The 23,455-nt window shown below is 49.0% G+C and carries 24 protein-coding genes; 18 read left to right on the top strand and 6 right to left on the bottom strand.

Annotated elements, in window-relative coordinates:
* Nucleotides 1–163 precede the first annotated feature (163 nt).
* Nucleotides 164–1,186, bottom strand: coding sequence for an SPASM domain-containing protein (locus IEY24_RS02330; protein ID WP_188928264.1), 1,023 nt, complete (start codon nt 1,184–1,186; stop codon nt 164–166).
* Between the two features lie 66 nt (nt 1,187–1,252).
* A complete protein-coding gene (locus tag IEY24_RS02325; RefSeq protein WP_188928262.1) occupies nt 1,253–1,714 on the bottom strand; it encodes an Lrp/AsnC family transcriptional regulator in 462 nt (153 codons plus the stop codon).
* 174 nt (nt 1,715–1,888) lie between these two features.
* Here IEY24_RS02325 and ald point away from each other — a divergent pair, with 174 nt between their 5' ends.
* The 3 genes from ald to IEY24_RS02310 all read left to right on the top strand — a co-directional run bounded on the left by ald (nt 1,889) and on the right by IEY24_RS02310 (nt 5,815).
* Nucleotides 1,889–3,001: an alanine dehydrogenase gene (gene ald / locus IEY24_RS02320; RefSeq protein ID WP_188928260.1), complete on the top strand. Its 1,113-nt coding sequence runs from the start codon at nt 1,889–1,891 to the stop codon at nt 2,999–3,001.
* Nucleotides 3,002–3,449: 448 nt separating this feature from the next.
* Nucleotides 3,450–5,225: a DEAD/DEAH box helicase gene (locus IEY24_RS02315; protein ID WP_188928258.1), complete on the top strand. Its 1,776-nt coding sequence runs from the start codon at nt 3,450–3,452 to the stop codon at nt 5,223–5,225.
* Between the two features lie 65 nt (nt 5,226–5,290).
* A complete protein-coding gene (locus IEY24_RS02310) occupies nt 5,291–5,815 on the top strand; it encodes a DinB family protein (protein ID WP_188928256.1) in 525 nt (174 codons plus the stop codon).
* Between the two features lie 39 nt (nt 5,816–5,854).
* Here IEY24_RS02310 and IEY24_RS02305 read toward each other — a convergent pair whose 3' ends face one another.
* Nucleotides 5,855–6,793, bottom strand: a complete 939-nt coding sequence (locus tag IEY24_RS02305) for a zinc dependent phospholipase C family protein (RefSeq protein ID WP_229221228.1) — start codon at nt 6,791–6,793, stop codon at nt 5,855–5,857.
* A gap of 441 nt (nt 6,794–7,234) precedes the next feature.
* On the opposite strand from IEY24_RS02305, the gene IEY24_RS02300 reads away from it, so the two are divergent.
* Nucleotides 7,235–7,639 (top strand): Dabb family protein, encoded by a 405-nt coding sequence (locus IEY24_RS02300; protein WP_188928252.1) that lies wholly within the window; start codon nt 7,235–7,237, stop codon nt 7,637–7,639.
* Nucleotides 7,640–7,709: 70 nt separating this feature from the next.
* On the opposite strand, the gene ung is transcribed toward IEY24_RS02300, so the two are convergent.
* Nucleotides 7,710–8,375: a uracil-DNA glycosylase gene (gene ung, locus IEY24_RS02295; RefSeq protein ID WP_188928250.1), complete on the bottom strand. Its 666-nt coding sequence runs from the start codon at nt 8,373–8,375 to the stop codon at nt 7,710–7,712.
* Between the two features lie 150 nt (nt 8,376–8,525).
* On the opposite strand from ung, the gene apaG reads away from it, so the two are divergent.
* The 11 genes from apaG to IEY24_RS02240 all read left to right on the top strand — a co-directional run bounded on the left by apaG (nt 8,526) and on the right by IEY24_RS02240 (nt 19,100).
* Nucleotides 8,526–8,912 carry a Co2+/Mg2+ efflux facilitator ApaG/CorD gene (gene apaG / locus IEY24_RS02290; RefSeq protein ID WP_090386807.1) on the top strand — a complete coding sequence of 129 codons (387 nt, stop codon included), beginning with the start codon at nt 8,526–8,528 and terminating at the stop codon, nt 8,910–8,912.
* 41 nt (nt 8,913–8,953) lie between these two features.
* The gene (locus tag IEY24_RS02285; protein ID WP_188928248.1) at nt 8,954–9,730 is read left to right on the top strand and encodes an O-methyltransferase; all 777 of its coding nucleotides are present in this window, start codon (nt 8,954–8,956) and stop codon (nt 9,728–9,730) included.
* A 108-nt stretch (nt 9,731–9,838) separates the two neighbouring features.
* Complete coding sequence (locus tag IEY24_RS02280) at nt 9,839–10,819, top strand: DUF2157 domain-containing protein (protein WP_188928246.1); 981 nt, start codon at nt 9,839–9,841, stop codon at nt 10,817–10,819.
* Nucleotides 10,816–11,973: a hypothetical protein gene (locus IEY24_RS02275; RefSeq protein ID WP_188928244.1), complete on the top strand. Its 1,158-nt coding sequence runs from the start codon at nt 10,816–10,818 to the stop codon at nt 11,971–11,973. The genes IEY24_RS02280 and IEY24_RS02275 overlap by 4 nt, the downstream gene beginning before the upstream one ends.
* A 57-nt stretch (nt 11,974–12,030) precedes the next feature.
* A complete protein-coding gene (locus IEY24_RS02270) occupies nt 12,031–13,017 on the top strand; it encodes a glycoside hydrolase family 43 protein (RefSeq protein WP_188928242.1) in 987 nt (328 codons plus the stop codon).
* A 13-nt stretch (nt 13,018–13,030) separates the two neighbouring features.
* Nucleotides 13,031–15,067, top strand: a complete 2,037-nt coding sequence (locus tag IEY24_RS02265; protein WP_188928240.1) for a sialate O-acetylesterase — start codon at nt 13,031–13,033, stop codon at nt 15,065–15,067.
* Between the two features lie 191 nt (nt 15,068–15,258).
* Nucleotides 15,259–16,026, top strand: a complete 768-nt coding sequence (locus IEY24_RS02260) for an EcsC family protein (RefSeq protein WP_426293978.1) — start codon at nt 15,259–15,261, stop codon at nt 16,024–16,026.
* A gap of 31 nt (nt 16,027–16,057) precedes the next feature.
* Nucleotides 16,058–16,846 (top strand): MlaE family ABC transporter permease, encoded by a 789-nt coding sequence (locus IEY24_RS02255; protein ID WP_188928238.1) that lies wholly within the window; start codon nt 16,058–16,060, stop codon nt 16,844–16,846.
* A gap of 1 nt (nt 16,847) precedes the next feature.
* Entirely contained in the window at nt 16,848–17,612 is a 765-nt protein-coding gene (locus tag IEY24_RS02250) for an ABC transporter ATP-binding protein (RefSeq protein WP_188928237.1), read from the top strand.
* A 2-nt stretch (nt 17,613–17,614) separates the two neighbouring features.
* On the top strand, nt 17,615–18,628 hold the full coding sequence (locus tag IEY24_RS02245; protein ID WP_188928236.1) for an MlaD family protein: 1,014 nt from the start codon (nt 17,615–17,617) through the stop codon (nt 18,626–18,628).
* Nucleotides 18,629–18,731: 103 nt separating this feature from the next.
* Complete coding sequence (locus tag IEY24_RS02240; RefSeq protein WP_188928235.1) at nt 18,732–19,100, top strand: Hpt domain-containing protein; 369 nt, start codon at nt 18,732–18,734, stop codon at nt 19,098–19,100.
* 37 nt (nt 19,101–19,137) lie between these two features.
* Here the strand turns inward: IEY24_RS02240 and IEY24_RS02235 are convergent, their stop codons facing one another.
* Both IEY24_RS02235 and IEY24_RS02230 read right to left on the bottom strand, forming a co-directional pair.
* On the bottom strand, nt 19,138–20,310 hold the full coding sequence (locus IEY24_RS02235; protein WP_188928233.1) for a glycosyltransferase family 2 protein: 1,173 nt from the start codon (nt 20,308–20,310) through the stop codon (nt 19,138–19,140).
* A 3-nt stretch (nt 20,311–20,313) separates the two neighbouring features.
* Nucleotides 20,314–21,231, bottom strand: a complete 918-nt coding sequence (locus IEY24_RS02230; RefSeq protein ID WP_188928231.1) for a glycosyltransferase family 2 protein — start codon at nt 21,229–21,231, stop codon at nt 20,314–20,316.
* A 181-nt stretch (nt 21,232–21,412) separates the two neighbouring features.
* Between IEY24_RS02230 and IEY24_RS02225 the strand changes: the two genes are divergently transcribed.
* From IEY24_RS02225 to IEY24_RS02215, 3 genes are read left to right on the top strand one after another with little or no spacing between them, the layout of a single operon-like run.
* Nucleotides 21,413–21,952, top strand: a complete 540-nt coding sequence (locus tag IEY24_RS02225) for a hypothetical protein (RefSeq protein ID WP_188928229.1) — start codon at nt 21,413–21,415, stop codon at nt 21,950–21,952.
* Nucleotides 21,949–23,106 carry a response regulator gene (locus IEY24_RS02220; protein WP_188928227.1) on the top strand — a complete coding sequence of 386 codons (1,158 nt, stop codon included), beginning with the start codon at nt 21,949–21,951 and terminating at the stop codon, nt 23,104–23,106. Before IEY24_RS02225 ends, IEY24_RS02220 begins: the two co-directional genes overlap by 4 nt.
* Before the next feature lie 7 nt (nt 23,107–23,113).
* Entirely contained in the window at nt 23,114–23,452 is a 339-nt protein-coding gene (locus IEY24_RS02215; protein ID WP_188928225.1) for an STAS domain-containing protein, read from the top strand.
* Nucleotides 23,453–23,455: the final 3 nt, after the last annotated feature.

The following is a 23,455-nucleotide window of genomic DNA, read 5'->3' as shown; positions in this document are numbered from 1 at the left end:
ATTCATTTGAGTTACCAATGTCAAATTTCTATTATTCGGGGCAATCTACCAAGGAATGTTCCACGGAGTTTTCAAGAAAACACTTATATTGCTGAAAGTCAGATTTTTAAATGATATTATTATTTAATTAAAAATAATTTGGACAGAAAAAAGGGTGAATGTTTCACGCCCACACCTGCGTACCCTCCGTACAGTTCTTGCACATCTCTATCTCTGAACGAGATCTGATCAGCGAAGCGCGGAAGTCGCGGTACTTCTTACCCTTCCAGAGCTGGCGGAAGGTAGAGGTTTTCATGTCACCGAGCTTGTACTCGGCATCCTTGTCGAAGCAGCAGGGCACGACGGCTCCGTCCCAGGTGATCACACACGAATGCCACATTTTCCAGCAGTGGTCCACGAACTTGTTTTTGATGGAATAGCTGCCATTCTCATGCTTCTGGTAACGCGAGTATTTCTCAATGGTTGGGATCAGATCCGAACCTTCCTCGTAGTCATAAATCTGCGCGGTTTTCAGTCCCACTTCATCCACCCCCATTTCCTCGGCCAGCTTTTTCACATCCTCGATCTGGTGCTCATTCGGTTTCACGACCAGGAACTGGAATATCACATGCGGCGTGGCGGATTTTAATTCTTTCTTCCACTTAATAATATTACGCGTGCCTTCAAGCACTTTTTCAAGGTTGCCGCCAACACGGTATTGTTGGTAGACATCCTGCGTAGTTCCGTCGATGGACACAATGAGGCGATCCAGACCTGACTCCACAGTTTTGCGCGCCTTCTCGTCGGTGAGATAATGTGCATTGGTGGACGTAGCCGTGTAAATGCCTTTGTCGTGCGCGTATTTGACGAGCTCAAAAAACTTGGGATGCAGATAGGGCTCCCCCTGAAAATAGAATATCAGGTATAACAGCGTGTCACCCAACTCGTCGATGGTCCTTTTATACAACTGCTCCTCCATCATGCCCGTCGGGCGGGTGAATGAGCGCAGGCCGCTGGGGCATTCGGGGCAACGGAGGTTACACGAAGTAGTGGGCTCGAAAGAAATGGCAATGGGCATTCCCCAATGGACGGGATTTCCCGTCGCTTTGGAATAAAAATAGCTCCCCAATATCTGCATCGCATTCCAGGCACGCTTCACGGTAACCTTCGACATCAGGTTCAGGCCATCCTTAAAATTCTTGTTCATATGCTGTGCATTAAGCGATCAGCTCGCGCCTACCGGCCTGATGATCAATTCAAATAGCGTTGATAATTACAATACAGCGATTCCGGTGGTGTACTTGATCTCGGAAATTACAAAATAACTGCTGATGTGTAACACGCTCGACAGGGCAGAAAGTTTATGCTGGTAAAACTGATTGTAAGCCTCGCCATCCTCGACGACTACTTTCAGCATGTAATCGAAGTTGCCCGAAACCACCGAACATTCCAGCACTTCCGGCATTTTTACGATCGCCTCGTTGAAGTCTTCAAAGCTTTCCTTCCGCTGTTTATCCAGCGTCACATTACAGTAAACCACCAGACTTTTACCCAGCTTACGTCGGTTGAGCAGGCATACGTACTTATCGATAAACCCCTCTTTTTCAAGCTTTCGGATGCGCTCGTGCACCGGCGTAACCGACAAATTGATTTTGCTGGCAATTTCCTTGATCGTCATCTGGGCATTTTGCTGTAACAGATCCAGAATTTTGCGGTCGGTCTGGTCGGGCTGCATAAAGTATTTTTTGTGGCTGTGTGTAGGCTGTGAGCGTTACCGACAGAAATTTTTCTTACAGGTAAGGCCAAAAATAGTTTTCTTTTCTGTCTTTTTTAGTCCTTATAGTATGTTTTTCTGCCAAAAATTAATTTTGAACCCGTTAATCTAAACTATATAAACACTTACATACCGATGATCATTGGTGTCCCCAAAGAAATTAAAAACAACGAGAACCGGGTAGCTTTAACGCCCGCAGGAGTCACAGAGCTACGTAAGCACGGACACACGGTGTACGTGCAGGCAGAGGCGGGCAAAGGCAGCGGGTTTACCGACGAACAGTACACACAAGCTGGCGCCAGCATTCTCCCAACGATCGAAGAAGTTTACGGCATCGCCGAAATGATCATCAAGGTTAAAGAGCCCATTGAAATTGAATACCCACTAATTAAAGAAAACCAGCTCCTTTTCACCTACTTCCACTTCGCTTCCTCCGAGCCCCTCACACATGCCATGATCGAACGCAAGGCCATATGCCTCGCTTACGAAACAGTCGAAAAAACAGATAGAAGCCTTCCGCTACTCGTACCGATGAGCGAAGTTGCCGGACGCATGGCGGTCCAGGAAGGAGCTAAATACCTGGAAAAACCGATGGGAGGCTTTGGCATTCTGCTCGGCGGTGTGGCCGGTGTGAAACCTGCGAATGTGCTGGTACTCGGCGGCGGGATTGTAGGAACCCAGTCTGCGAAAATGGCCGCAGGATTGGGAGCGAATGTAACAATCGTCGATATCAGCCTCGCGCGGCTGCGTTACCTCGAAGATATCATGCCCGCGAACGTCGACACGGTCATGTCCAACGAGTATAATATCCGCGAGCTGATCCAGGGTGCTAACCTCATTATCGGCGGCGTACTGATCCCCGGTGCAAAAGCGCCGTCGCTCATTACCCGGGATATGCTCAAACTCATGAAACCCGGGACTGTCATGGTCGACGTGGCCATCGACCAGGGCGGCTGCTTCGAAACTTCGAAGGCTACAACGCACGAAGACCCGATCTACGAGGTTGATGGCGTCGTACATTACTGCGTAGCCAATATGCCGGGCGCGGTGCCTTACACCTCCACACTTGCACTCACCAACGCCACGCTTCCCTATGCATTGCAATTGGCCAACCAGGGCTGGAAACAGGCCTGTTCGAACAACGAGGAACTGCGCAGAGGGTTAAATGTCGTTCACGGAAAAGTAGTATTTAAAGGCGTTGCCGAAGCCTGGCATTTGCCTTATACGGACGTCAAGGAATTATTCTGAATCAGCAAACCTGACTAGATAAACCCGGCCATTTCTAATGCGCCGGGTTTTTGTTTTCTAAAAATATTACTATTATATTTTTTCGATAGCATTGCAGTTTCGGATTATCTTCTTACTTTTGCATCGAATTTGAAGGAACATCCGTTCGCTTCTCTGCTTCATAAACGGTCTACCATTTTTTTAGATCACCTGCCAGCCTCAAAAATTCGTCCCGGCTGGACCTACCGTTCACATGCAGAGCCCCACGGATGGTTTGTGGTGGGCTTTGCGCGATCCCTTTCACTTATTTACCGATTACAACCGGAATCCCGGTGATATGGTCCAATTTCATTGGAACTAACGCATATGCTGGGCTTCGCCCTGAGGATTATTGTGTTATGGCCTGCCATCATCGCCCTTCTCTCCGGAACAACCGTTCAAATCAAGAATTAATACTAAAAGCAATAGAATGACTACTGAAATTTTTGAAACATTCGAAGAGCTCGGACTCAACGAAGACATCCTGAAAGCCGTGCTAGAAATGGGTTTCACTAAACCCTCACCGATACAGGCACAGGGAATCCCCGCAGTAATGCAGGGTTCTGACGTAATTGGTCAGGCCCAGACTGGTACCGGTAAAACGGCTGCATTCGGAATTCCCGTGCTGGAAAGAATAGATACTTCTAACAATGCAGTACAAGCCCTGATCCTTTGCCCAACCCGTGAATTGGCGGTTCAAGTATCCGAAGAACTCGGCCGCCTGGCCAAATATATGCGTGGTGTGCGCATTGAAGCGATCTACGGAGGTGACTCGATCGATCGTCAAATCCGCTCTTTGAAAAAAGGAGTACATATAGTAGTAGGAACTCCGGGCCGCGTCATGGACCACATGGAGCGTAAAACACTGAAATTTAACGAAGTCCGCATGATGGTGCTTGACGAAGCCGACGAAATGCTCGATATGGGCTTCCGTGAGGACATCGAAAGCATTCTGGCTGATATGCCAGAAGATCGGCAGACGATCCTTTTCTCGGCAACCATGTCGAAGCCGATCATGTCGATCACCAAGCGCTTCCTGAATGACCCTGTATTGATCAAGGTTGTTCGTAACGAGTTGACCAACCAGAATATCGAGCAGGTTTATTTCGAAGTGAAACCACAGGCGAAAGTTGAAGTAATGACCCGTCTGATCGATATGCACCACATCAAATCCCTTTTGGTGTTCTGTAATACCAAACGCAAGGTGGACGAGATCGTGGAAGACCTGCAATTGCGCGGTTATGCTTCCGAAGGCATCCATGGTGACCTGCGCCAGCAGCAACGCAGCAACGTAATGAGCAAATTCAAAGCAGGTGTTACTACCATTTTGGTGGCTACCGACGTTGCGGCTCGCGGTATCGACGTTAGCGGCCTGGATGGCGTTATCAACTACGACATTCCGATGGACGAAGAATATTACGTACACCGGATCGGTCGTACGGGTCGTGCAGGGATGTCGGGTAAGGCGTTCTCTCTTGTGGCTCGTGACGAAAAATACCGTCTGAAATCCATTGAAGGTTACACCAAAGTAAAAATCGAAAAAGGCGTTATTCCTTCTTTCGAAGATATCGTAGGTGTTCGTAAAGCTCGTTTTGTAGAGACTATTTCAACCTCTATCAAAGAAAGCAGCGATCAGGAACTGTACAACGACGTACTTGAAATGCTCCACCACAGTGGCTTCACGACCGAGCAGATCGTGGGCGCAATGGCGAAACAGATCATGGGCGTTCAGAAAAACGAATATGCCGATAGCAACCTCGCATGGGAAGAGCGTCGCAACGACCGTCGCGAAGGCGGTAATGAGCGTTTCGGAAGAGGCGAACGTCGTGAAGGCGGAAGCCGTTTCGAAAAAGGCGGAGACCGTCGTGACGGTGGCAGCCGTTTTGGAGGAGACCGCAGTACCGACCGCTATGCACCACGTGGTGAGCGCGGCGCTGACCGTGGAGAGCGTCGTCAATCGGCACCTGAGGCTGGCATGACCCGTTTGTTCCTGAGCCTTGGCCGTAAAGACCACATCATGCCGAAAGACATCGTTGGCGCTATTGCCGGCGAAGCAAACATCCCTGGCAAGACGATCGGTGCGATCGACATTTATGACAAATTTACGTTCGTAGACGTGCCTGAGCGCGATGCACGTGCGGTATTGCGTGCGATGGATGGCAACACCATCAAAGGCAAGCCGGTGCAAATCGATATTGCAAAATAAATTCTGACAACAACTAGTGCGGAAAGGGGCTTGTAAAAAGGCCCCTTTTTCGTTTATTTTCAGGCATGCAAAACAACGACCAACTCGAAGTATGGCTCCGCGGGCCGCTTCCCGGAATACCTGATCTGCTCCAACCCGTAGCGCACGCATTGTTGCAGGCGCGCGAGGAACTAGGTATTTTCAGCCATACATTCCCCTCGAAGCTGCTCTGGGAAAAACCGGCCAATCTCGCCTCGGTGGGTTTTCATTTGCAGCACCTCGCGGGCGTGCTCGACCGCCTGTTTACCTATGCGCGCGAAGAATCGCTCAGCGAAAGTCAGATGGTCTACCTCAAAAGTGAAGGAAAGGAACCGTTTGAAGATTGTAGCTACAATGATTTGCTCGATCAGTTCGGCAAGCAGCTGGAAATTGCGTTAACGCAGCTCCGGGAAACCAATCCGGAGACATTGACTGAGATACGCTACGTCGGCCGGGCCATGGTACCTTCGACGCATTTGGGGCTGCTTTTCCATGCTGCCGAACATACCCAGCGGCATGTCGGCCAGCTTTTGGTGACCGCCAAAGTGCTGACTACCGGTCCCGATCATTGATCCAGGCTACGAGATCCTCAAAAATAATCGTCCCGATTGCTAATTATCAGATTCCGGCCGCACATTCAAAAGCCGCTGTAACCAAGTTTGCTGTTCGGCGGATTCTGCATTTTGATCTGCATTATCGTCTCCCGCATTTGCCAGAGGGCCAAGATCTGGCTGGCCGGCATCTACCCAGCAAGTGTACCATACATCGCCCACCATTTGCACCGAGGCCCGCATTCGACGCTCGACCTGCCGGCCAAGCATTAGGTGGTATTTCTCGGAAAACTCGTGTGAGTACGTCCGCGTCAGGGTATTCCCCCGAAGTTCGAAACTGAATTTTTTATCTGCTTTGAAGGCTTCTGTGAGCTGCTTTTCAAAAAGCAACACCGAGTCCATCGCCGAATGCGAAGCTGCAACCGCTTTCCAGATATCCCCGGCGATATCCTTTCGGTAAATGGCCGGGCCCAGCCACATGTCATATTGCCCGGCAAACAGTTCCGGAAGCCGCGACTCCCAGAACCCATGGATACCCTCCTGACCTGTAAACTGGCCGTTATAGTTGCGCGTGGTGTGCAGCGGTACGTGCGCGTCGGCAATGTAATGGCCCAGGTCTGCGGAAATGCGGAGGATACGCGGCCGGTTCTTTTCTTTAAATGCTGCCGTGAGTTGAAAGGCAGCTGCCTGTACATGCCAGGGCACGATGCCATGTTTTCGCAGACTGTCCTCTCCTATTTTCCTAACTGCGGCCTGCCAATGCCTTGGAAGGTTGTTCAATGCGCTATCACCGTAAGCATCCAGATCGATAAAGTGGCGCTCGGCTTCGCCTGGTACGGCATAGCGGCGTTGGTCGGGATTGACTGCGTTCTCTGAGAGGTAATCAATGTACTTTTTGTAGAATCCCTGCATCTCAACCGGCAGCCGGAAAACGGCCAAACGATTGATCCGCTTATGTGCCCAGAAGCCCCAATGGACTTTTAAACCACAAAAAAGCATGATTGAGGCGATCAGAAGACTGAAATTCAGCACATTTTTGAAAAAAAATCGATCTTTTTCAGATTTTTTTCGGCCTTGTTGGAGAAATGACGCCATACAATATTCGGAAGGTGGTTTTCATCATTATTACACCTGTTGAGACGCCATTTGCAAAAAAAGGTAACAGAAATGCGCCTTTTTGAAACTTGTTTTTTTCAAACGGCAAATTTTTAGCCGGATCGCCATATGCAGCTAGCTGAGTGAGAGAACAATTAGAAAATTTCGCAAAAAATTCTTCTCCGAATAATATTTTGGAAAGTAGATTTTCAGTGGTTGTTTCTTTTCTTAAATATCAAATTTTCAAAATTATTTATATTTAATATCCAAATAATACAATAATAGATTTAAGTTTTACCTTTGTAGCAAGAGAAATAGATAATTGCATTTATTGAATTTGCTATAATGAAAACTAGAAATAAAACATTAGGATACTTAGTCCCCATTTTCGCGCTTTGCGTATTTATGCTGGTTATTTACGGCGCTTATGTGCCCCACAAACCTGCCGAGATCCAGCGGGTAGTTTGTATCAAGTTTAAACCTGGTACTACTACACAGGAAGTGGAAAAACACCTGCGCGATTTTGCGGTGATGAAGAAATCGGTGAAAGATGTCGTGGCCTATTCGGCAGGACACGTGCAGAAAGCAGATAACAGTGGTGAAGAATTTGACGTGATCCACTACCTGACTTTCCGTACCAACGAAGCTGCCCAGGAATACAAACTGAATGCTGACAGACTAGCATTTGTGAAGGCCAATGAAGGCCACTGGGACAAAGTGTTGGAGATGAATTCCAACATAGAGAAGTAATTAATAATAGTAATAGGAGTGAAAATCTTAAAGAGAGCCGGGCATCCCGGCTCTCTTTTTATTAACACGTTTACCAGTTGATCGGGTCGAGCCCCTTGCTTTCCAGATATTCATTGGCCTTGCTGAAATGCTTCGTACCAAACCAGCCGCCTCCATTGGCAGACATCGGTGAGGGGTGCTTCGCTTTGAGCACATAATGCTTCGACGCATCGATCACCGCGCCTTTTTCCTGGGCATACCTGCCCCAGAGCATAAAAACCACATTATTTTTCTCCTCGGACACGCATTTGATGACCGCGTCGGTGAAGCGCTCCCAACCCTTTCCCTGGTGCGAGCCGGCAGCGGCCGCTTGTACCGTTAAGGTTGCATTTAAAAGCAGGACGCCCTGTTTTGCCCACCGCTCGAGATTACCCGTCGGAGGGAAGGGCTTGCCCAGATCCTGCTGAATTTCCTTGAAGATATTCATCAGTGAGGGAGGCATCCGCACACCGTCGTTCACCGAAAAACACAGGCCATTCGCCTGCCCGTGACCATGGTACGGGTCCTGGCCAAGGATTACCACCTTGCATTCGTCGAAGCTGCAGTAATTGAATGCGTTGAATATCTGCTTGGCCGGCGGAAATATCTGTTTAGTCTGGTATTCTTCCCTTACGAAGGCTGTAAGCGAGGTAAAATAAGGCATCTCAAACTGGGGGGCAAGCCGCTCTTTCCACGACTGCTCAATTTTTACATCCATCCTGTTGAATTTGTTTTGGAAACCAAATTATGTGTTTTTTGATTTGGTTTTATCAGCAATTGATTACTATTTTCGTTAAAGGTGCGTTGCAAACCGGTATATTTGCCGCAGCTCCAATAGTCCCACTACTTTCCAACACCCTCGATCTATATGGTTTCCAAGGTTACAGATGGTGTCAAGGTCACCGTTTTGACGGAATATCAGCCCGATTACTCCAATCCGGGTCAGGATCATTTTGTGTTCACCTACAAGATTCTGATTGAAAACCACAGCGAGCACACAGTTAAGTTACTCAGAAGGCATTGGCTGATCTACGACGCTAACGGAACCGTACGCGAAGTGGAAGGGGCAGGTATCGTAGGGCTTCAACCCGTATTGGAACCCGGTGATGTACATGATTACGTCTCCGGCTGCAATCTGCGTACCGATATGGGTAAAATGGCCGGAACCTACCTGATGGAACGTGTGCTCGACGGTCGGCAATTTCGCGTCGTAATACCCGCATTTTCGCTCGTCGCACCTTACCGCCTCAACTGAATCACCGGCCGGGCACCGGCTTATTTTAAAATTCCACTGCATTGATTGCTGCTTATATCAAGTACCTTTTACGCTCCGGAAACGAGCATTCCATCCATTCCCCATTTCTGTTTGAGCTTTACAACAATGTGATCGCGGCCAGGAAGGATCACAATCCCGAATACGAGGCGATCCGCTCGCTGCGTAAAGAGTTACTGCGTTCCGACGAGCAAATCGAAATACTTGACCTGGGTGCTGGCTCGCGCGTGAACAAGTCCAATCTGCGAAAGATCAAAACGATCGCCAAAAACGCAGAAAAACCGGCCAAGTTCGGCATGCTTTTCCACCGGCTAATACGCCGTTTTCAACCGGCAACGATTATCGAATTGGGTACCTCTCTTGGGCTCACTACATTGTATATGTCCAAAGCAAACCCGGACGCGCAACTGATCACCTTCGAAGGCTGTCCGCAAACAGCGGCAAAAGCACAGCAGCATTTCCAGCGCGAACATGCTGATAATATTGAAATCGTGCTGGGCAATATTGACGAGACATTACCCAAACGCCTCGAAACACTTGATCGCCCTGTCGACTTTGCCTATTTCGACGCCAACCACCGTTACGAACCGACCGTCCGATATTTCGAACAATGCCTCCCCCATATTCAAAACGGCTCGTTGTTTGTTTTTGACGACATATACTGGTCGGAGGAAATGACAAGGGCCTGGGAATATATTAAGGCGCATCCGCAGGTCACAGTCACCGTCGACCTGTTTTGGATCGGGCTGGTGTTCTTCCGTAGCGAGCAGGTGAAGGAAAATTTCACACTTCGCTTTTGATGTTGTACCGTTAAATATCTCAATCTTCCATTAAATAATTCCCGGAGCAGAGCGAAGCAGCGTTCATGGCAAAGTTTGTTAACTTTACCATACCTCGTCTCAACTTCCATGACCACAAAATCCATCCTTAACTCCTTGCAAAGCAAGGGAGTTATTTCTGAACAACAGGCCGACACAATCACCGGTTTCGAACACGAAAAAGCCTTTTCAGTTCATTGGGAGCTGCGGTCAATATTGTACCTGGGCATACTGATTTTCAGCTCCGGCGCCGGTATACTGATCTACGAAAACATCGACACGATCGGCCATCAGGCAATCATCGCCGTCATCGCCATAATTACCGCAGGCTGTTTTTACTATACATATAAAAACAGCCTTCCCTATTCACACGAACAAATCCAAAACCCCAACAAGCTCATCGACTACGTGCTTTTGCTAGGCTGTTCGACGTTTCTGGGCCTCGAAGGTTACCTGCAATTCCAATACAATCTTTTCGGCTCCCGGCACGGGCTTGCCGTCATCATTCCGACGATCATTTTCTTCCTTTGCGCCTACCGTTTCGACCACCGTGGGGCATTGTCGATGGCTATTACCGGGCTTGCATCGTGGCTTGGACTTACCATTGCGCCACTTTCGGTGCTATCCGACAATGATTTTTCGGACGGCAAAGTGATCATCCCGGCCATTGCGCTGGGCTGCGTGCTCACCGTTGTGGGATGGATTTCCGAACAGCAGAACATCAAAAAGCATTTTGCATTCACCTACATGCTCATGGGTGGGAACCTGGCCTGCATTGCGGCGCAGATCGGGCTGTTCAGCGAGCACGCGAAGGTGCTATATTTCATAATCGGCCTCGGGATTTGCACCTTTTTTGTCTATCGCGCGCGTCATGCCCAGTCGTTGCTGTTCCTGCTGATGGGTACGGTTTACGGCTATTCCATTATCACTTATTCCATTTTTACCAGCCTCGGAGCCGATGCGGCCTTCGCTCTTGGAATCTTTTATTTCCTCTTTTCCAGTGTCGGCGTGATTTACTTTCTGCTAAACTTTAAAAAATTCCTTGGGATTAAAACGGAGCTTAAGAAATGAAAAAGGCATACAACGAAACCTGGGTTGAAAACCTGCATTTGCAGCGTCAGGCCGCGGAATGGACAACCAAGCATCTTCTTACCGCCGACCAGGAAGCGCAGGTAAAAGAGCTGTTTCCCGAAAGATTCTATCGCCCGGGCCTATTTGTTAAAATCGGCTTGTTTTGCTTTGCCGTGGTGGCCACTTCGTTCTTTGTGGGCTTCCTGTCCTTATTTGTTTACGACACTGGCTCCGACCTGGGTTTCTCGACATTGAGCCTTATTTGCTGCGCCTGCTTCTTTTTTGTGTTGGAATCCTTAATTAAAACCAAACTCCTATTCCATTCCGGCGTCGACAATGCATTGCTTTATGCCGGTGTAACGGCGGCAATGGTGCCTGTCTTCCTCCTTTTCCAACAAGCGCCATTCTGGGCATATTGCCTTATCGCGCTTGCCATCATCATTCCGGCGACCCTGCGTTACGCCGACTTGCTTGGTCCGATCGTCATTTTCGGACTGATATTCAGCATAATGGCTGATTTGATGATGAAATTTCCACTCGGGAAAGCTCTTTTGCCTTTCGCCGTGATGATTGTATCGGCAGTGATTTATGGGCTGGCAAGAAAAAGCAAAGACATTTATTACCACGAATGCCGTCAGATCTTGGAAGTACTTTCGCTGGTCACCTTCTATCTCGGCGGAAATTACCTGGTAGTAAGGGAATTGAACGCATTGATCAGCGGCCTGAATGTTTCGGTGGCCCCGCAAATCACCTTTGCGCCGCTGTTTTACTTTTTCACATTCGCAATACCACTCTTGTACATTATAATAGGGTTGAAACGGGCTGAGCGCATTCCATTTGTCATCGGTTTGCTGGCCATTGCGTTCTCAGCTTACACTTATGTCAACTATTTCAGCACGTTAAGCGCCTCACAGGAGCTCGTGCTCGCGGGTGTGCTCATGATCGTCGCTTCAATAGCTGTAATCAGATATTTACACGCCCCCAAACACGGAATATCCGATGAGCAAGACCGCAAAAGCAGCCTCGAAAACCTGCAAGCGGTCATTGCGGCGCAGCAACTTGGTGCCACGCCCGTCAGCGGAGGACTTTCCGGTCCGGGGCTCGAATTCGGTGGTGGTACGTTCGGCGGTGGCGGAGCAGGCGAGGCTTATTAATTGAACAAAAATTTGGAACTTGCAGCGGTTACATTGCCGATCACCGAAACTTAACTCATGAAAAAACTGCTTGTTTTAACACTTTTAAACCTCCTTTGTTACCACGCTTTTGCACAATCGGCGAAAACGGCCGCCAAAACATCCGGTAACCCAGTCTTTCCAGGCTGGTATGCCGATCCGGAGGGCATTATTTTTAATAAAACATTCTGGATTTACCCTACATTTTCGGCGCCCTACAACAAGCAGGTGCATATGGATGCATTTTCTTCCAAAGACCTGGTAACCTGGACCAAGCACCCGAACATTCTCGATACCTCGGCTATCAAGTGGGCAAAAAGGGCCATGTGGGCGCCCTCTATCATCGAAAAAGACAAGAAATACTATCTGTTTTTCGGGGCCAACGACATTCAGAATGACAACGAAAAAGGCGGCATCGGAGTAGCTGTGGCCGACCGTCCGGAAGGCCCGTTCAAGGATTACCTGGGCAAGCCTCTGATCGACAAGTTCTATAACGGCGCGCAGCCCATCGATCAGTTCGTTTTCAAAGACAAAGACGGCCAGTATTACCTCTTTTACGGTGGTTGGAAGCATTGCAATGTCGCAAAGCTGAAAACCGATTTTACCGGTTTCATTCCATTTGAAGACGGCAAAATGTTCCGCGAGATCACGCCGGAAAACTATGTGGAAGGCCCATTCATGTTTATCCGCAATGGCAAATACTATTTCATGTGGTCGGAAGGCGGCTGGACAGGCCCCAACTATTCGGTCGCATACGCTGTGGCAGATTCTCCTTTTGGACCGTTTGAGCGCGTAGGCAAAATCCTGCAACAGGACCCGAAGGTAGCAACCGGCGCAGGCCACCACTCGGTGATCCAGGTTCCGGGAAAGGACGAATGGTACATTGTTTACCACCGTCGTCCGCTGACCGAAACCGACGGAAACCATCGCGAAACCTGCATAGACATTATGTCTTTCGACGATAAGGGCATGATTAACCCGGTAAAAATCACGCGGGAAGGGGTCAAACCTGTTCGGATCAAATAAATAATTAAACCCTGTGCTAAAAACTCTCCTCCGGGGCTGGTTCTTTAAAAGGCCCGCCACATACTTTCTGTTCTCCTTTATTTTAACGCTCCTATCGGTTACTCGTGGAACCGGGCAGCAGTTCACCCCGGTACTCTTCGGGAAGTTGCCGCAGGATTATCAGCTCTATCCACGCGATGCCAGCGGCCAGGCGCGCGTGCCCATTGCGGGAGTTGTGGATGCGCCCGATTGGAAGTATGTGTCGGTGCTTGTCTCCCGAAACGGCCAGCTCTACCAATACCGGAAGGCAAACGTCCAATACGGGTCGAATTCGAAGGGCGTATTCAGCACGGAGACCACGATCAAAGCCGAACTGGCCAACTATGATTTTAAGGTTTTTCTATGCAATGACCGCGACTCGACGCTGCTCATCACCCGCACCCGGGTGGTCAGCGGCGATGTATACATATTGTCGGGTCAATCCAATGCGACCGGATTCTTCGGCGAGGCTGATACCAGCATGTTTTGCAGAACATTCGGGAAAATAACGGGCAATCTCAACAATGACACTTACAAAGCTGCCGATACACTCTGGGCACTTTCCAACCTGCGCTCCTATGACAATGGCGTGGGAACAATGGGTTTTGAAATCCAGAAGCAGTTGATGGAAAAGTCGGGCATTCCCAACTGCCTTATCAACGCGGGGTACCACTGGTCCTCGGCTTATTCGCATTCACTGCGCACGGAAAACAACCCCACCGATTTCACCACGGGCTACGGCAGAATGCTCTACCGCGCGCAGAAAGCTGGTGTGGCACATGCAGTAAAGGCCTATATTTTCAGACAAGGCGAAAGCGAGGCCTATGGCGAGGGAGGTAATTGGGAAGGGCATTTTGACGTTTTGTATAAAAACCTGAAAACCGATTTTGCCAACCTGCAAAAGTTATATGTATTTCAGATCGATATCATCTATTGGCCATCACTCGTTGGTACGCTCATACGCGATTATCAACGGCGCTTGCCCGATATTTACCCTGACATTATCAATATCGCAACCGTGGGCACGAATGGATTCGACGGCTTGCATTATAACCGCGAGGGCAACAAACAAGGTGGCGTCGAGCTTTCACACCTGATGCTCCGCGACTTGTATGCATCCGCAGATACGTTCAATATCGACTCGCCGGGGCTGAAAAAGGCATTTTACAATTCTACCGAGAGGAAAAGTATTACCCTGGTATTCGGTGAAGGCCAGAATTTAAAATATCCCGAGCCCTATCCACACCCCGGCGGGCCGGTTTTGAATTTAAAGGATTTTTTCTACCTCGACCATCAATCCGGCGCGGTAACTGCGGGTAAAGCCGATGGAAACCGCATTATCCTTGACCTGAAGGCCTCGCAGAACGCGACTACGCTCGACTACCTGCCTCCCTACCTGGAAAAAGAGGGTCCCTACTACCCCTTCACCGGGCCTTACCTCACCAACGCGAGGGGCATGCGTGCATTTACCTTCTTTAATGTACCTATTGCTGCCGCGTTGGATGGCACGGTGCTTTCTGCTCAAAGCCGTGAAAACGGGGGCGTTAGGCTTTCCTGGCAGCCGGTTTCAGGCGCAAAGGGATACGTTCTCGAACGCAAATTTGGAGAGAGCGGCAGTTTCATCCCACTCGCAAGGATCGGTGGCAGTGTTGAATGGAATGACCAACCGGGCGAATCCACCCTTCCTATTATTTACAGGTTGGTAGCTGTAAACGATGTTGCCGAATCTGCAACCCCCGCCTACGCAGAGGTTGCACCAACATTGATATTGGGTGCAGAAACAAATCCGGACACAGTATTTGAAATATTTCCAAACCCGGCACTGCGCGGTGAAGAGGTAACCATTAATTTTGCCCAGCCACAGTCAGGTCAGATCAGTCTGGTCGACCTTCGTGGACAGTTTTTACTAAACCGTAAAGTCTCGGGGAGCATCATAAGCGGCTTTACAGCTCCAAAGCTGGTTTCGGGAATGCATTTGATTAGATTTGAATCAAATGGCAGAACCTTCACTAAGAAACTATGGATCAGATAGTTTGAACATATAATACTAAGCGTTGTTACATGCCGGAACTACAGAGTGGGCAACCACCTGCATATCTTGCGGGTCGCGTAATCGGGAATTTCGCGGCTGTTTGATGACTTTATACGATATTGGAATGATTTTTGCTAATCATTAGCAGACCACCGTTGCTCTATCCTGTCCGACATTAGCCCTGAAATGATATGCACATCCACAATTATGAAGAGCAGATAAGACCTGAATTGACCAAATGGCAGCTAAAAATGCAGAAGCGGCCCAATTTTATAGACAGGACTTCCAAGAAATTTCAGGACAAAATCAATAACATCATTCCCGATAAAATTCACTCGATAATCACCGGTACCATCAAACAAATGGTACGCGGCGTGCTTACCGGGGCCGAATACACGACCACCCAGGCTATCCCGGGTGCCTCGCTGGAAGAAATTGAAACGGCTGTCCGCAAAAAAATCGATTTCTACAAAAAGGCCGGCGCAGCCGAAGGCGGTATTACCGGCGCTGGCGGCTTTTGGCTTGCTTTGGCCGAGTTCCCTATCCTGATTGGCATCAAGATCAAGCTTCTTTTTGAGATTGCTGCATTGTATGGCAGGTCGGTCAACGATTACAGGGAACGGCTTTTTATACTTCATATTTTCCAATTGACGTTTTCGAGCCAGAAAGGGCGTCAGGAGGTCTTTACGCGAATGATCCGATGGGACCTACGCAGCAAGGACCTTCCGACAGACATTCACGGATTCGACTGGAAGACCTTCCAGCAGGAATACCGGGACTATATTGACCTTGCAAAAATGGCGCAGCTTATCCCCGGTATCGGCGCGGCTGTGGGCGTCATCGTCAACTACCGGCTGCTGGATCAGCTGGGCAAAAACGCTATGAATGCCTACCGAATGCGGTGGTTCGAAGAGCAGATGTTCGGCGGCACAAAGGAGCTTCTGACCACAACCGCCTGATAAATAAAGTTTAATACAATGTACCGATTGAATGAGCGCTAACAAAAAGCAATTTGTATACGGCAAAAGTCTGGATAATGCCTTACTGGCGGTTTATGATGCGTATATTTTCTTTATCCGTTTTTTCCGCGAGATCTTCCGGGGCCGAATGGAATTTCAGGAGATTGTCAGGCAATGCTATGCGATCGGAAACCGGTCGCTGCTGCTGATCAGTCTTACCGGCTTTATCACCGGAATGGTATTCACCAAACAGTCGCGCCCTTCACTATCCGAATTCGGGGCAACGTCCTGGCTCCCTTCCCTGGTAGCGATCGCGATCGTTCGCGCCCTCGCTCCACTGGTAACGGCCCTGATCAGCGCTGGCAAGATCGGATCCAGCATCGGGGCCGAGCTAGGCTCCATGCGTGTGACCGAACAGATCGATGCGATGGAAGTGTCGGCCGTAAACCCATTTAAATTCCTGGTGGTAACACGCGTGGTGGCCTGTACCATTGCCATTCCTGTGCTGATGTTCTACTGCTCAATGGTAAGTCTGATGGGGGCGTTCCTGAACGTAACCTTGAATGAAGGCACAAGTTTCATAGCGTTTTTCGAGAATGCATTCGAGCAGATCACGTTCCTGGATATCTGGACGTCGGTGGCGAAGGCGGTCGCGTACGGATTCACGATCGGGATGGTAGGCAGTTACCAGGGTTACAATGCCAGCAAAGGCACCGAGGGTGTCGGTAAGGCGGCCAACGCAGCTGTCGTGACCTCCATGTTCCTGATTTTCGTCGAGGAGGTGATCATCGTACAGGTATCCAATTACTTCAGAATTTAATATGGAAGAAGATTTTAAACCCGGAGAGCCGGTTATCGAAGTACGCGACCTGTACAAGTCATTCGGAGATCTGCATGTGCTGCAAGGAGTCGATCTGACTGTGACGAAAGGAGAAAATATGGTCGTACTCGGGCGTTCCGGGACCGGAAAATCGGTGCTGATCAAGATCATGATAGGTTTGCTCAAACAAGACCGTGGCGATTGTTTGGTTTTAGGGAAAGAGGTCTCCAAGCTGGACGGCAACGATCTACGCGATTTGCGATTAAAAATCGGGTTTTCGTTTCAAAACAGTGCTTTGTACGACAGTATGACCGTGCGCGAGAACCTTGAATTTCCACTCGTACGCAATATCAAAGACCTCACCCGCGCTGAAATTAACGAGCAGGTGGAGTCCGTGCTCGACGCCGTAGGCCTGCTCCAAACGATCAACCAGGTTCCAGCTGAGCTTTCTGGCGGCCAGCGCAAGCGGATAGGCATCGCCCGGACACTGATTCTGAAACCGGAAGTGATGCTCTACGACGAACCGACGGCCGGCCTTGACCCGATTACCTGTTTGGAAATCAACGAGCTGATCAACGAGGTTAAGGAAAAATACCAGACAACCTCGATCATCATCACGCACGATCTCACATGTGCACGGGAGACGGGCGACCGCATTGCAATGCTGCTGGATGGCAAGTTTCTGAAAACAGGCACTTTTGAAGAAGTATTTGATACCGACGAAGAGCGGATCAAGAGTTTTTACGATTATAATTTTATTCAGTAATAATGGCAACATCATCCAAACGATCCATAAACGTAGGCCTTTTCGTCGTGATTGGCATCCTGATTTTCGTAGTTGGGATTCTCACCGTCGGCAGTATGAAGAAGGTTTTTTCTTCAACTATCACTGTCAAAGCTATTTTTGACGACGTGAACGGGCTAAAAGTCGGCAACAATATCTGGTACTCGGGAGTTAAAATCGGGACTGTCAAAAGCATCCGTTTCCTGGCCAACTCCAAGGTGGAGGTAATGCTGAACATCGAGGAAAAATCACAGGAATTTGTCCGCAAGAACGCCAAGGCCAAGGTAAGCACCGACGGTCTGATTGGTAACAAGATCATCGTTATCTATGGCGGGACCCAAAAAGTGCCTTCCATTGAAGACGGCGACGAAATCGCGGTCGAAAAAATGGAAAGCACGGAAGAAATGTTGGCTGTACTTTCAGAAAACAACAAGAACCTGCTTGGCATTACCAGCGCGTTCAAGACCATCAGCAAAAATATCCTGGCCGGAAAAGGCACCGTCGGAATGCTGCTCAACGACGAGCGCCTGTATAATGACCTCGACCAGACTTTGGGTGCGATGAAAAAGGCATCTGTCAATGCGCAGGCTCTAACGGCCTCGCTGGCAGGCTACACTTCCAAGTTAAACGAAAAAGGCGGACTGGCCAACGACTTCGCCACAGACACAGTGATCATGAAGGACCTGCGTGGAACCATTGCCAGGCTCAATGAAACCGTCTCCTCCGCCAACGTCATGGTGAATAACCTTAAAACTGCCAGCGCCGATCTTAACTCCAACAAAACCAGCCCACTGGGTGTATTACTGCACGATGAAGCAACAGCGTCAAACTTGAAAGAAACGCTAAAAAATCTCGAAAGTACTACCGAAAAGCTCGATGAAAACATGACGGCGCTTCGCTCCAATTTCCTTTTCCGCAGGTATTTCCGCAAAAAAGCAAAGGAAGAAGCCAAACAGCCCGCCAAAGAAGAAGTTAAAGCGCAGGAGAACCAACAATAATGTGATAGTTTTGCAGAAACCGGTTATATTGTCGAAGTATTTCTTCGAATAATACCTTACCAATCCCACTAATTAAGCTTCTGCAAAACTTTAACACAAACCGATGGCCTTACAACTCAACCCCGCCCTGGACCTTGCGTACATAGACCAGGCCTACGGAGAAGATCCTGTAATCCTGTACATGATTTTTGATGCATTTCTGAGCGACTCTGTCCCGCGCTGGCAAACATTACAAGGCGCATTAGAATCTGGGGACCTCAAAGAATCGGCTAGCATCGTCCACGGGCTGAAACCTTCGTTTACCATGACCGGCCTCACGCAGGTGCGGCCCAAGGTAGAAGTGCTGGAAAAGGCTATTAAGGAAAATGAATCAGGAGAAAAGCTTCTGGACATGTACCAGCGCATTTCAACCGAGATAGAGGACCTGATCCCTATCCTGGAATCGGAATCCGAGCGCTTGAAACAATTGTAAGTGGCTACGTACAGCATTAAAGCGCATGGCCTTCCGGCTATGCGCTTTTTCTTTTGGCCTTCTCCCAGGCAGCGCTCTGCGAGCCCTTGTAATATCTTCCGATACCCGCCAGCACCGCATAGTTCATCATACAGAAATAATAGGGTACAAAGAGTGCCTTCACTTTGATCTTTCGGGTTTCGAGTACCCAACCGGCCAGCGCAAGCCCGTAAAATCCGATTTGCCCAGCCAGAAGAAGCTGGTATATCAAACCGCCTGACTGTATTACGATCAGTATATTGAAGACAAGTGCCAGAATCATCAGAAACGGCGTCACAGTCCATCGCAATACACGATGGCTGATGTACTGAAATGAGAGCAGCGGATCATGAAACGGGTTCATCAATTTCTTTAACCGAAGGATCGATTGAATACCCCCAGCGGCGATTCGTACCTTACGCTTCAACTCCTCTTTAATATTCTCCGAAGAAAGCTCCGAGGCGTAGGCGTCAGGTTCATACACAATCCGGTAACCCTTTTCGGCGATCTGCATTGAAATCATGAAATCGTCCAGGATCGTGTCCGGCTGCACCGGCTGGTACAGCGACCGCCGTACACTGAACAGCTCACCTGCCGCCCCGACGACAGAATACAGCTCAGAGTCCCACTTTTTAAGCACCGACTCGTATTTCCAGTAGAAGCCCTCCCCTGCTGTCGCATCCGAGAGCGCGTCCTGCATTACCCGCTTCTCTCCGGAGACAGCACCCACAGTGGCGTCGGCATAATGCCTTGCAATGAGCAGAAGTGCGTCCTTGTTCAGAAAGGTATTCGCATCGGTGAAAACCACAACTTCGGTATCCACTACATCCATGGCCCGGTGAATGGCCAGGATCTTTCCGCTGCGCACGGGCGTATGCATGAGCTTGATCTGCGGGTAGTTGGCAACCAAATCCGGTGTGCGGTCGGAGGAGCCGTCGGTGACGAACACTAGGTTCAGCTTACCTGCGGGATACGACAGTTGAAGCGTATCCGCGATTTTTTCTTCGATAATGCTCTCTTCATTATAAGCGGCGATCACAAGTGTGAGCGTCGGGAAATCCTGATCGAGCCCAGGGGCAAGCCTTTTTCCCTTGAATGCCCTGCGAATGCGGACCAGCATGTAGAGCAGGATGCCGTAACCGAGGAAAGTGTAGAAAACAATAAACAGACTGAGCCAGAAAAGTATCTCCATAAATCAACGGGTCAATGGGAAGCCTAAATTTTCGCTATCGGGTTTGTTTTTGAAGTGCCAGATGATTGCTTGCCAGAAAACCGCGATAAAATTATATTCCTTGTTTTTGATGTACTGGATCATATTCCGAGGCACCACAGCCAGCATAAAGTAGCAGCAAAAAACGGCGAACCTAAAACCCGGGGCGTTTTTTCTTATGAACAAAATACGGTTGCGGTTCATAAAAAACTCCTTCAAAATTGTGCGCTTGCCGACCGACACCGATTCTTTGTGATAGATTAATGCGCCGAGGTCGACATGTATTTCATACCCTGCCTTTCTGATGCGCTCGCACCAGTCGAGCTCCTCGTAATAAAGGAAATAATTTTCGGCCATCCCTCCCGCTTTCTGCAACGCTTCCCGGCTGATCATCATCGCCGCCCCGTGCGCGTAGCCGGTTACGCCGGTAAGGAAGTCGTATTGCCCTCGATCCTGCTCAAACTGCCCGATACACGCATTGCGGCAAGTATAGTAGTTCATTGGGGTGTAACCCGTGTATTGCAGCATGCCGGGTTGATCGAAATAGTGGATCTTGGGAGAGATCATGCCGATTTTTGGGTTGGCCACCATGGTATCCACGAGCCTGCCGATCAATCCGCCGGTTACTTCGGTGTCATTATTGATCAGGAAAAGGTAGTCGCCGGTTGCGTGCGCAATGCCGATGTTGTTTCCCCCCGCGAAACCAGTATTTAGCTCAGAACGGATAAACGTTACAGCCGGGTATCGCTCCCGCCATTCATGCACGGGGTTTACTTTGCTGCCGTTATCGACGACGATGATTTCCAGATTGGGATAGCTATTGACCTCTGCCAGCGATTTCAACAAGTCTTCGGTAACCTTTGGCTGATTGAAATTCACCGTCACAATGGAAACTTTTTTCATGCGCAAGACTGTGCCACTAGATTGCGGACTACGAAGGAATATTTATATTGATTTGTAGAACTATTTCAAATTTAATAATAAAAACATAGCTTTAACCAAAATCGGGAAATGACCTCCAGTTTTTGTAAAAACATCCTGAATCGTCCCTGATAGCCTTTTTCGAGAACAAACCGTGCCAAGCGTGAAACTCAAACGTCTGCTCAACGATCACCACTCCGACCAAGCCCCACATGATCCTCAGCGACAGGACATTGTTCGGGTCGAAAAGAAGGTTTCGGAACTAATCGAAGCGATCGAGCAAGCAGACATCGGCGCGCAACATTCGAAACAGTACCAGAAACAGATCGCGGATGCTTTTCAGCGTTCGGCTACCACTCAAAAGAAATTAGCACCATTCAAAGAGCTCGACCAGGAAAATAACCTGTCGCGGGAGGAGCTTCTGGAAGGCCTGGAAAAGTTGCTGGCTGAAAACCAGTTCGACAGCCGGATCAATACACCCAAGCGTGGCAGGTTGGTCCAGAAAGGCGTCATGTTTATTCTCTCAATTTTGCTCATCATAGTCGGCTTCGCGATGATTATTATGCCCGCGCCGCCCAGTTTCGAGCTTTTCACAGTATATCATTTCAATATCAACGACGGGGTCACGATTATGGACCTGGTGTCGCTGCTGATTATCTTCGGTGGAGTACTTTTGTTTGTAATAAACTTCAACAAGAAATGATCAGCTTTCCCGATGCGCCGACCACCGTTAAGAAAATCCTGCTCGTAGAGGACAACCTGCTGTTCCGTACTGTAATTGAACATGCGCTCTTGAAAGCAGGGTACAACTGCGTGTTGTGCGAATCGGCGACGGAAGCTTTGGAAATGTTGCTGGTAGAAACGCCCGATCTGATTCTGTCCGACTACGATATGCCCGAAATGAACGGTTTCGATTTCCGGCAGGCAGTGCTTCTGAATCCCAATATCCGAGACATCCCGTTCGTTTTTCTGACCTCTTTCACCGACAACAAACTGGTGCTGGAAGGACTGAATATGTCGGCGCTGGACTTCATCAATAAAGAAACGCCGATCCCGGTGATCATCACCAAGCTAAACAATATCATTAAAACCCTTGAAAACGAACACCTGAGGTCGGTAAGAGAATTGAAGGTTGCTGCCGAAGCGCTGAATGTAAAATCGATCCCCTCGCATGCGCCGACCGTAAGCGGCTACCGGATCCACTATTGGCATAAGGGCTACCGCGGTTATCCAGGGGGTGATTTTATCGATTTTGTGCAGGTCGACAGCCGTTTTTGTTTCGCCTTCCTGGGCGATATTATGGGTAAAAAATGGAAAGCCTGGTTCTTCACCTTCGGTTTTCTGAGCTATATCCGCGCCGCGATCCGCTTCTGCGTGCTCGACCATGATTTTGACCTGGCTACAATCGTGCAAAAGATCAACAAGCTGATTTACCTCGATGAGAGTCTGCAAAACATTCTTTCGAGCCTTTCGCTGCTGCTGCTCGATACCTGCACCGGCGAAGTGCATTACACTGGCGCTGGCGATCTGCCGCTGATTAGTCACTCCCCCGAGACGGGCAGAACGGCGACGGTACAATCCACCGGGCTGCTGCTCGGACTACTCGAAGACGGCATGTACGACAACCGCGTCGTTCGGATGAAGGCCGGTGACCAGCTGGCAATCTTCACCGATGGCATGATAGATATTCCATCCAACGGATCAAAGAAAAGTGATTACCCATTTTTTGTGGAAAAAATAACCCCATATCTGGGCAAACCCGATAGTTTCGGCTTGATCAGGACGCATGTACTTGAACTAATCGACGACACCAACCAGATGGACGATGCAAGCATCATTTTTATAGAAAAACAATGACCCTGATATGATACTGAAAGTTGAAGAAATGAACCGGGTGGTACAAGCCACTATTTTACCAGATGAGGCGAGTCTTTCGAATGCGGATGCATTCAAGGAAGAAATGATCACGATCATCGGCAAGGGAATCCGTCTGGTGATCGTCAGTTTTGAGAATGTGAATTACATCGATAGCTCTTTCCTGGGCAGTCTGGTAGTGGCATTGAAATACGCCATGCCACGCAATGCCGATATTTGCCTGGTTTCCCTAAAACCGGATGTTAAAAACCTGCTTACGCTCATCAGGATGGACAAGGTGTTCAGGATATTCGATGATTTTGAGGAGGCGATGGGTACACTAAACTAGTCT

It is taken from the genome of Dyadobacter endophyticus (assembly GCF_014641595.1).
Classification (GTDB): Bacteria; Bacteroidota; Bacteroidia; order Cytophagales; family Spirosomataceae; genus Dyadobacter; species Dyadobacter endophyticus.
This window is presented reverse-complemented; position numbering and strand designations above follow the sequence as displayed.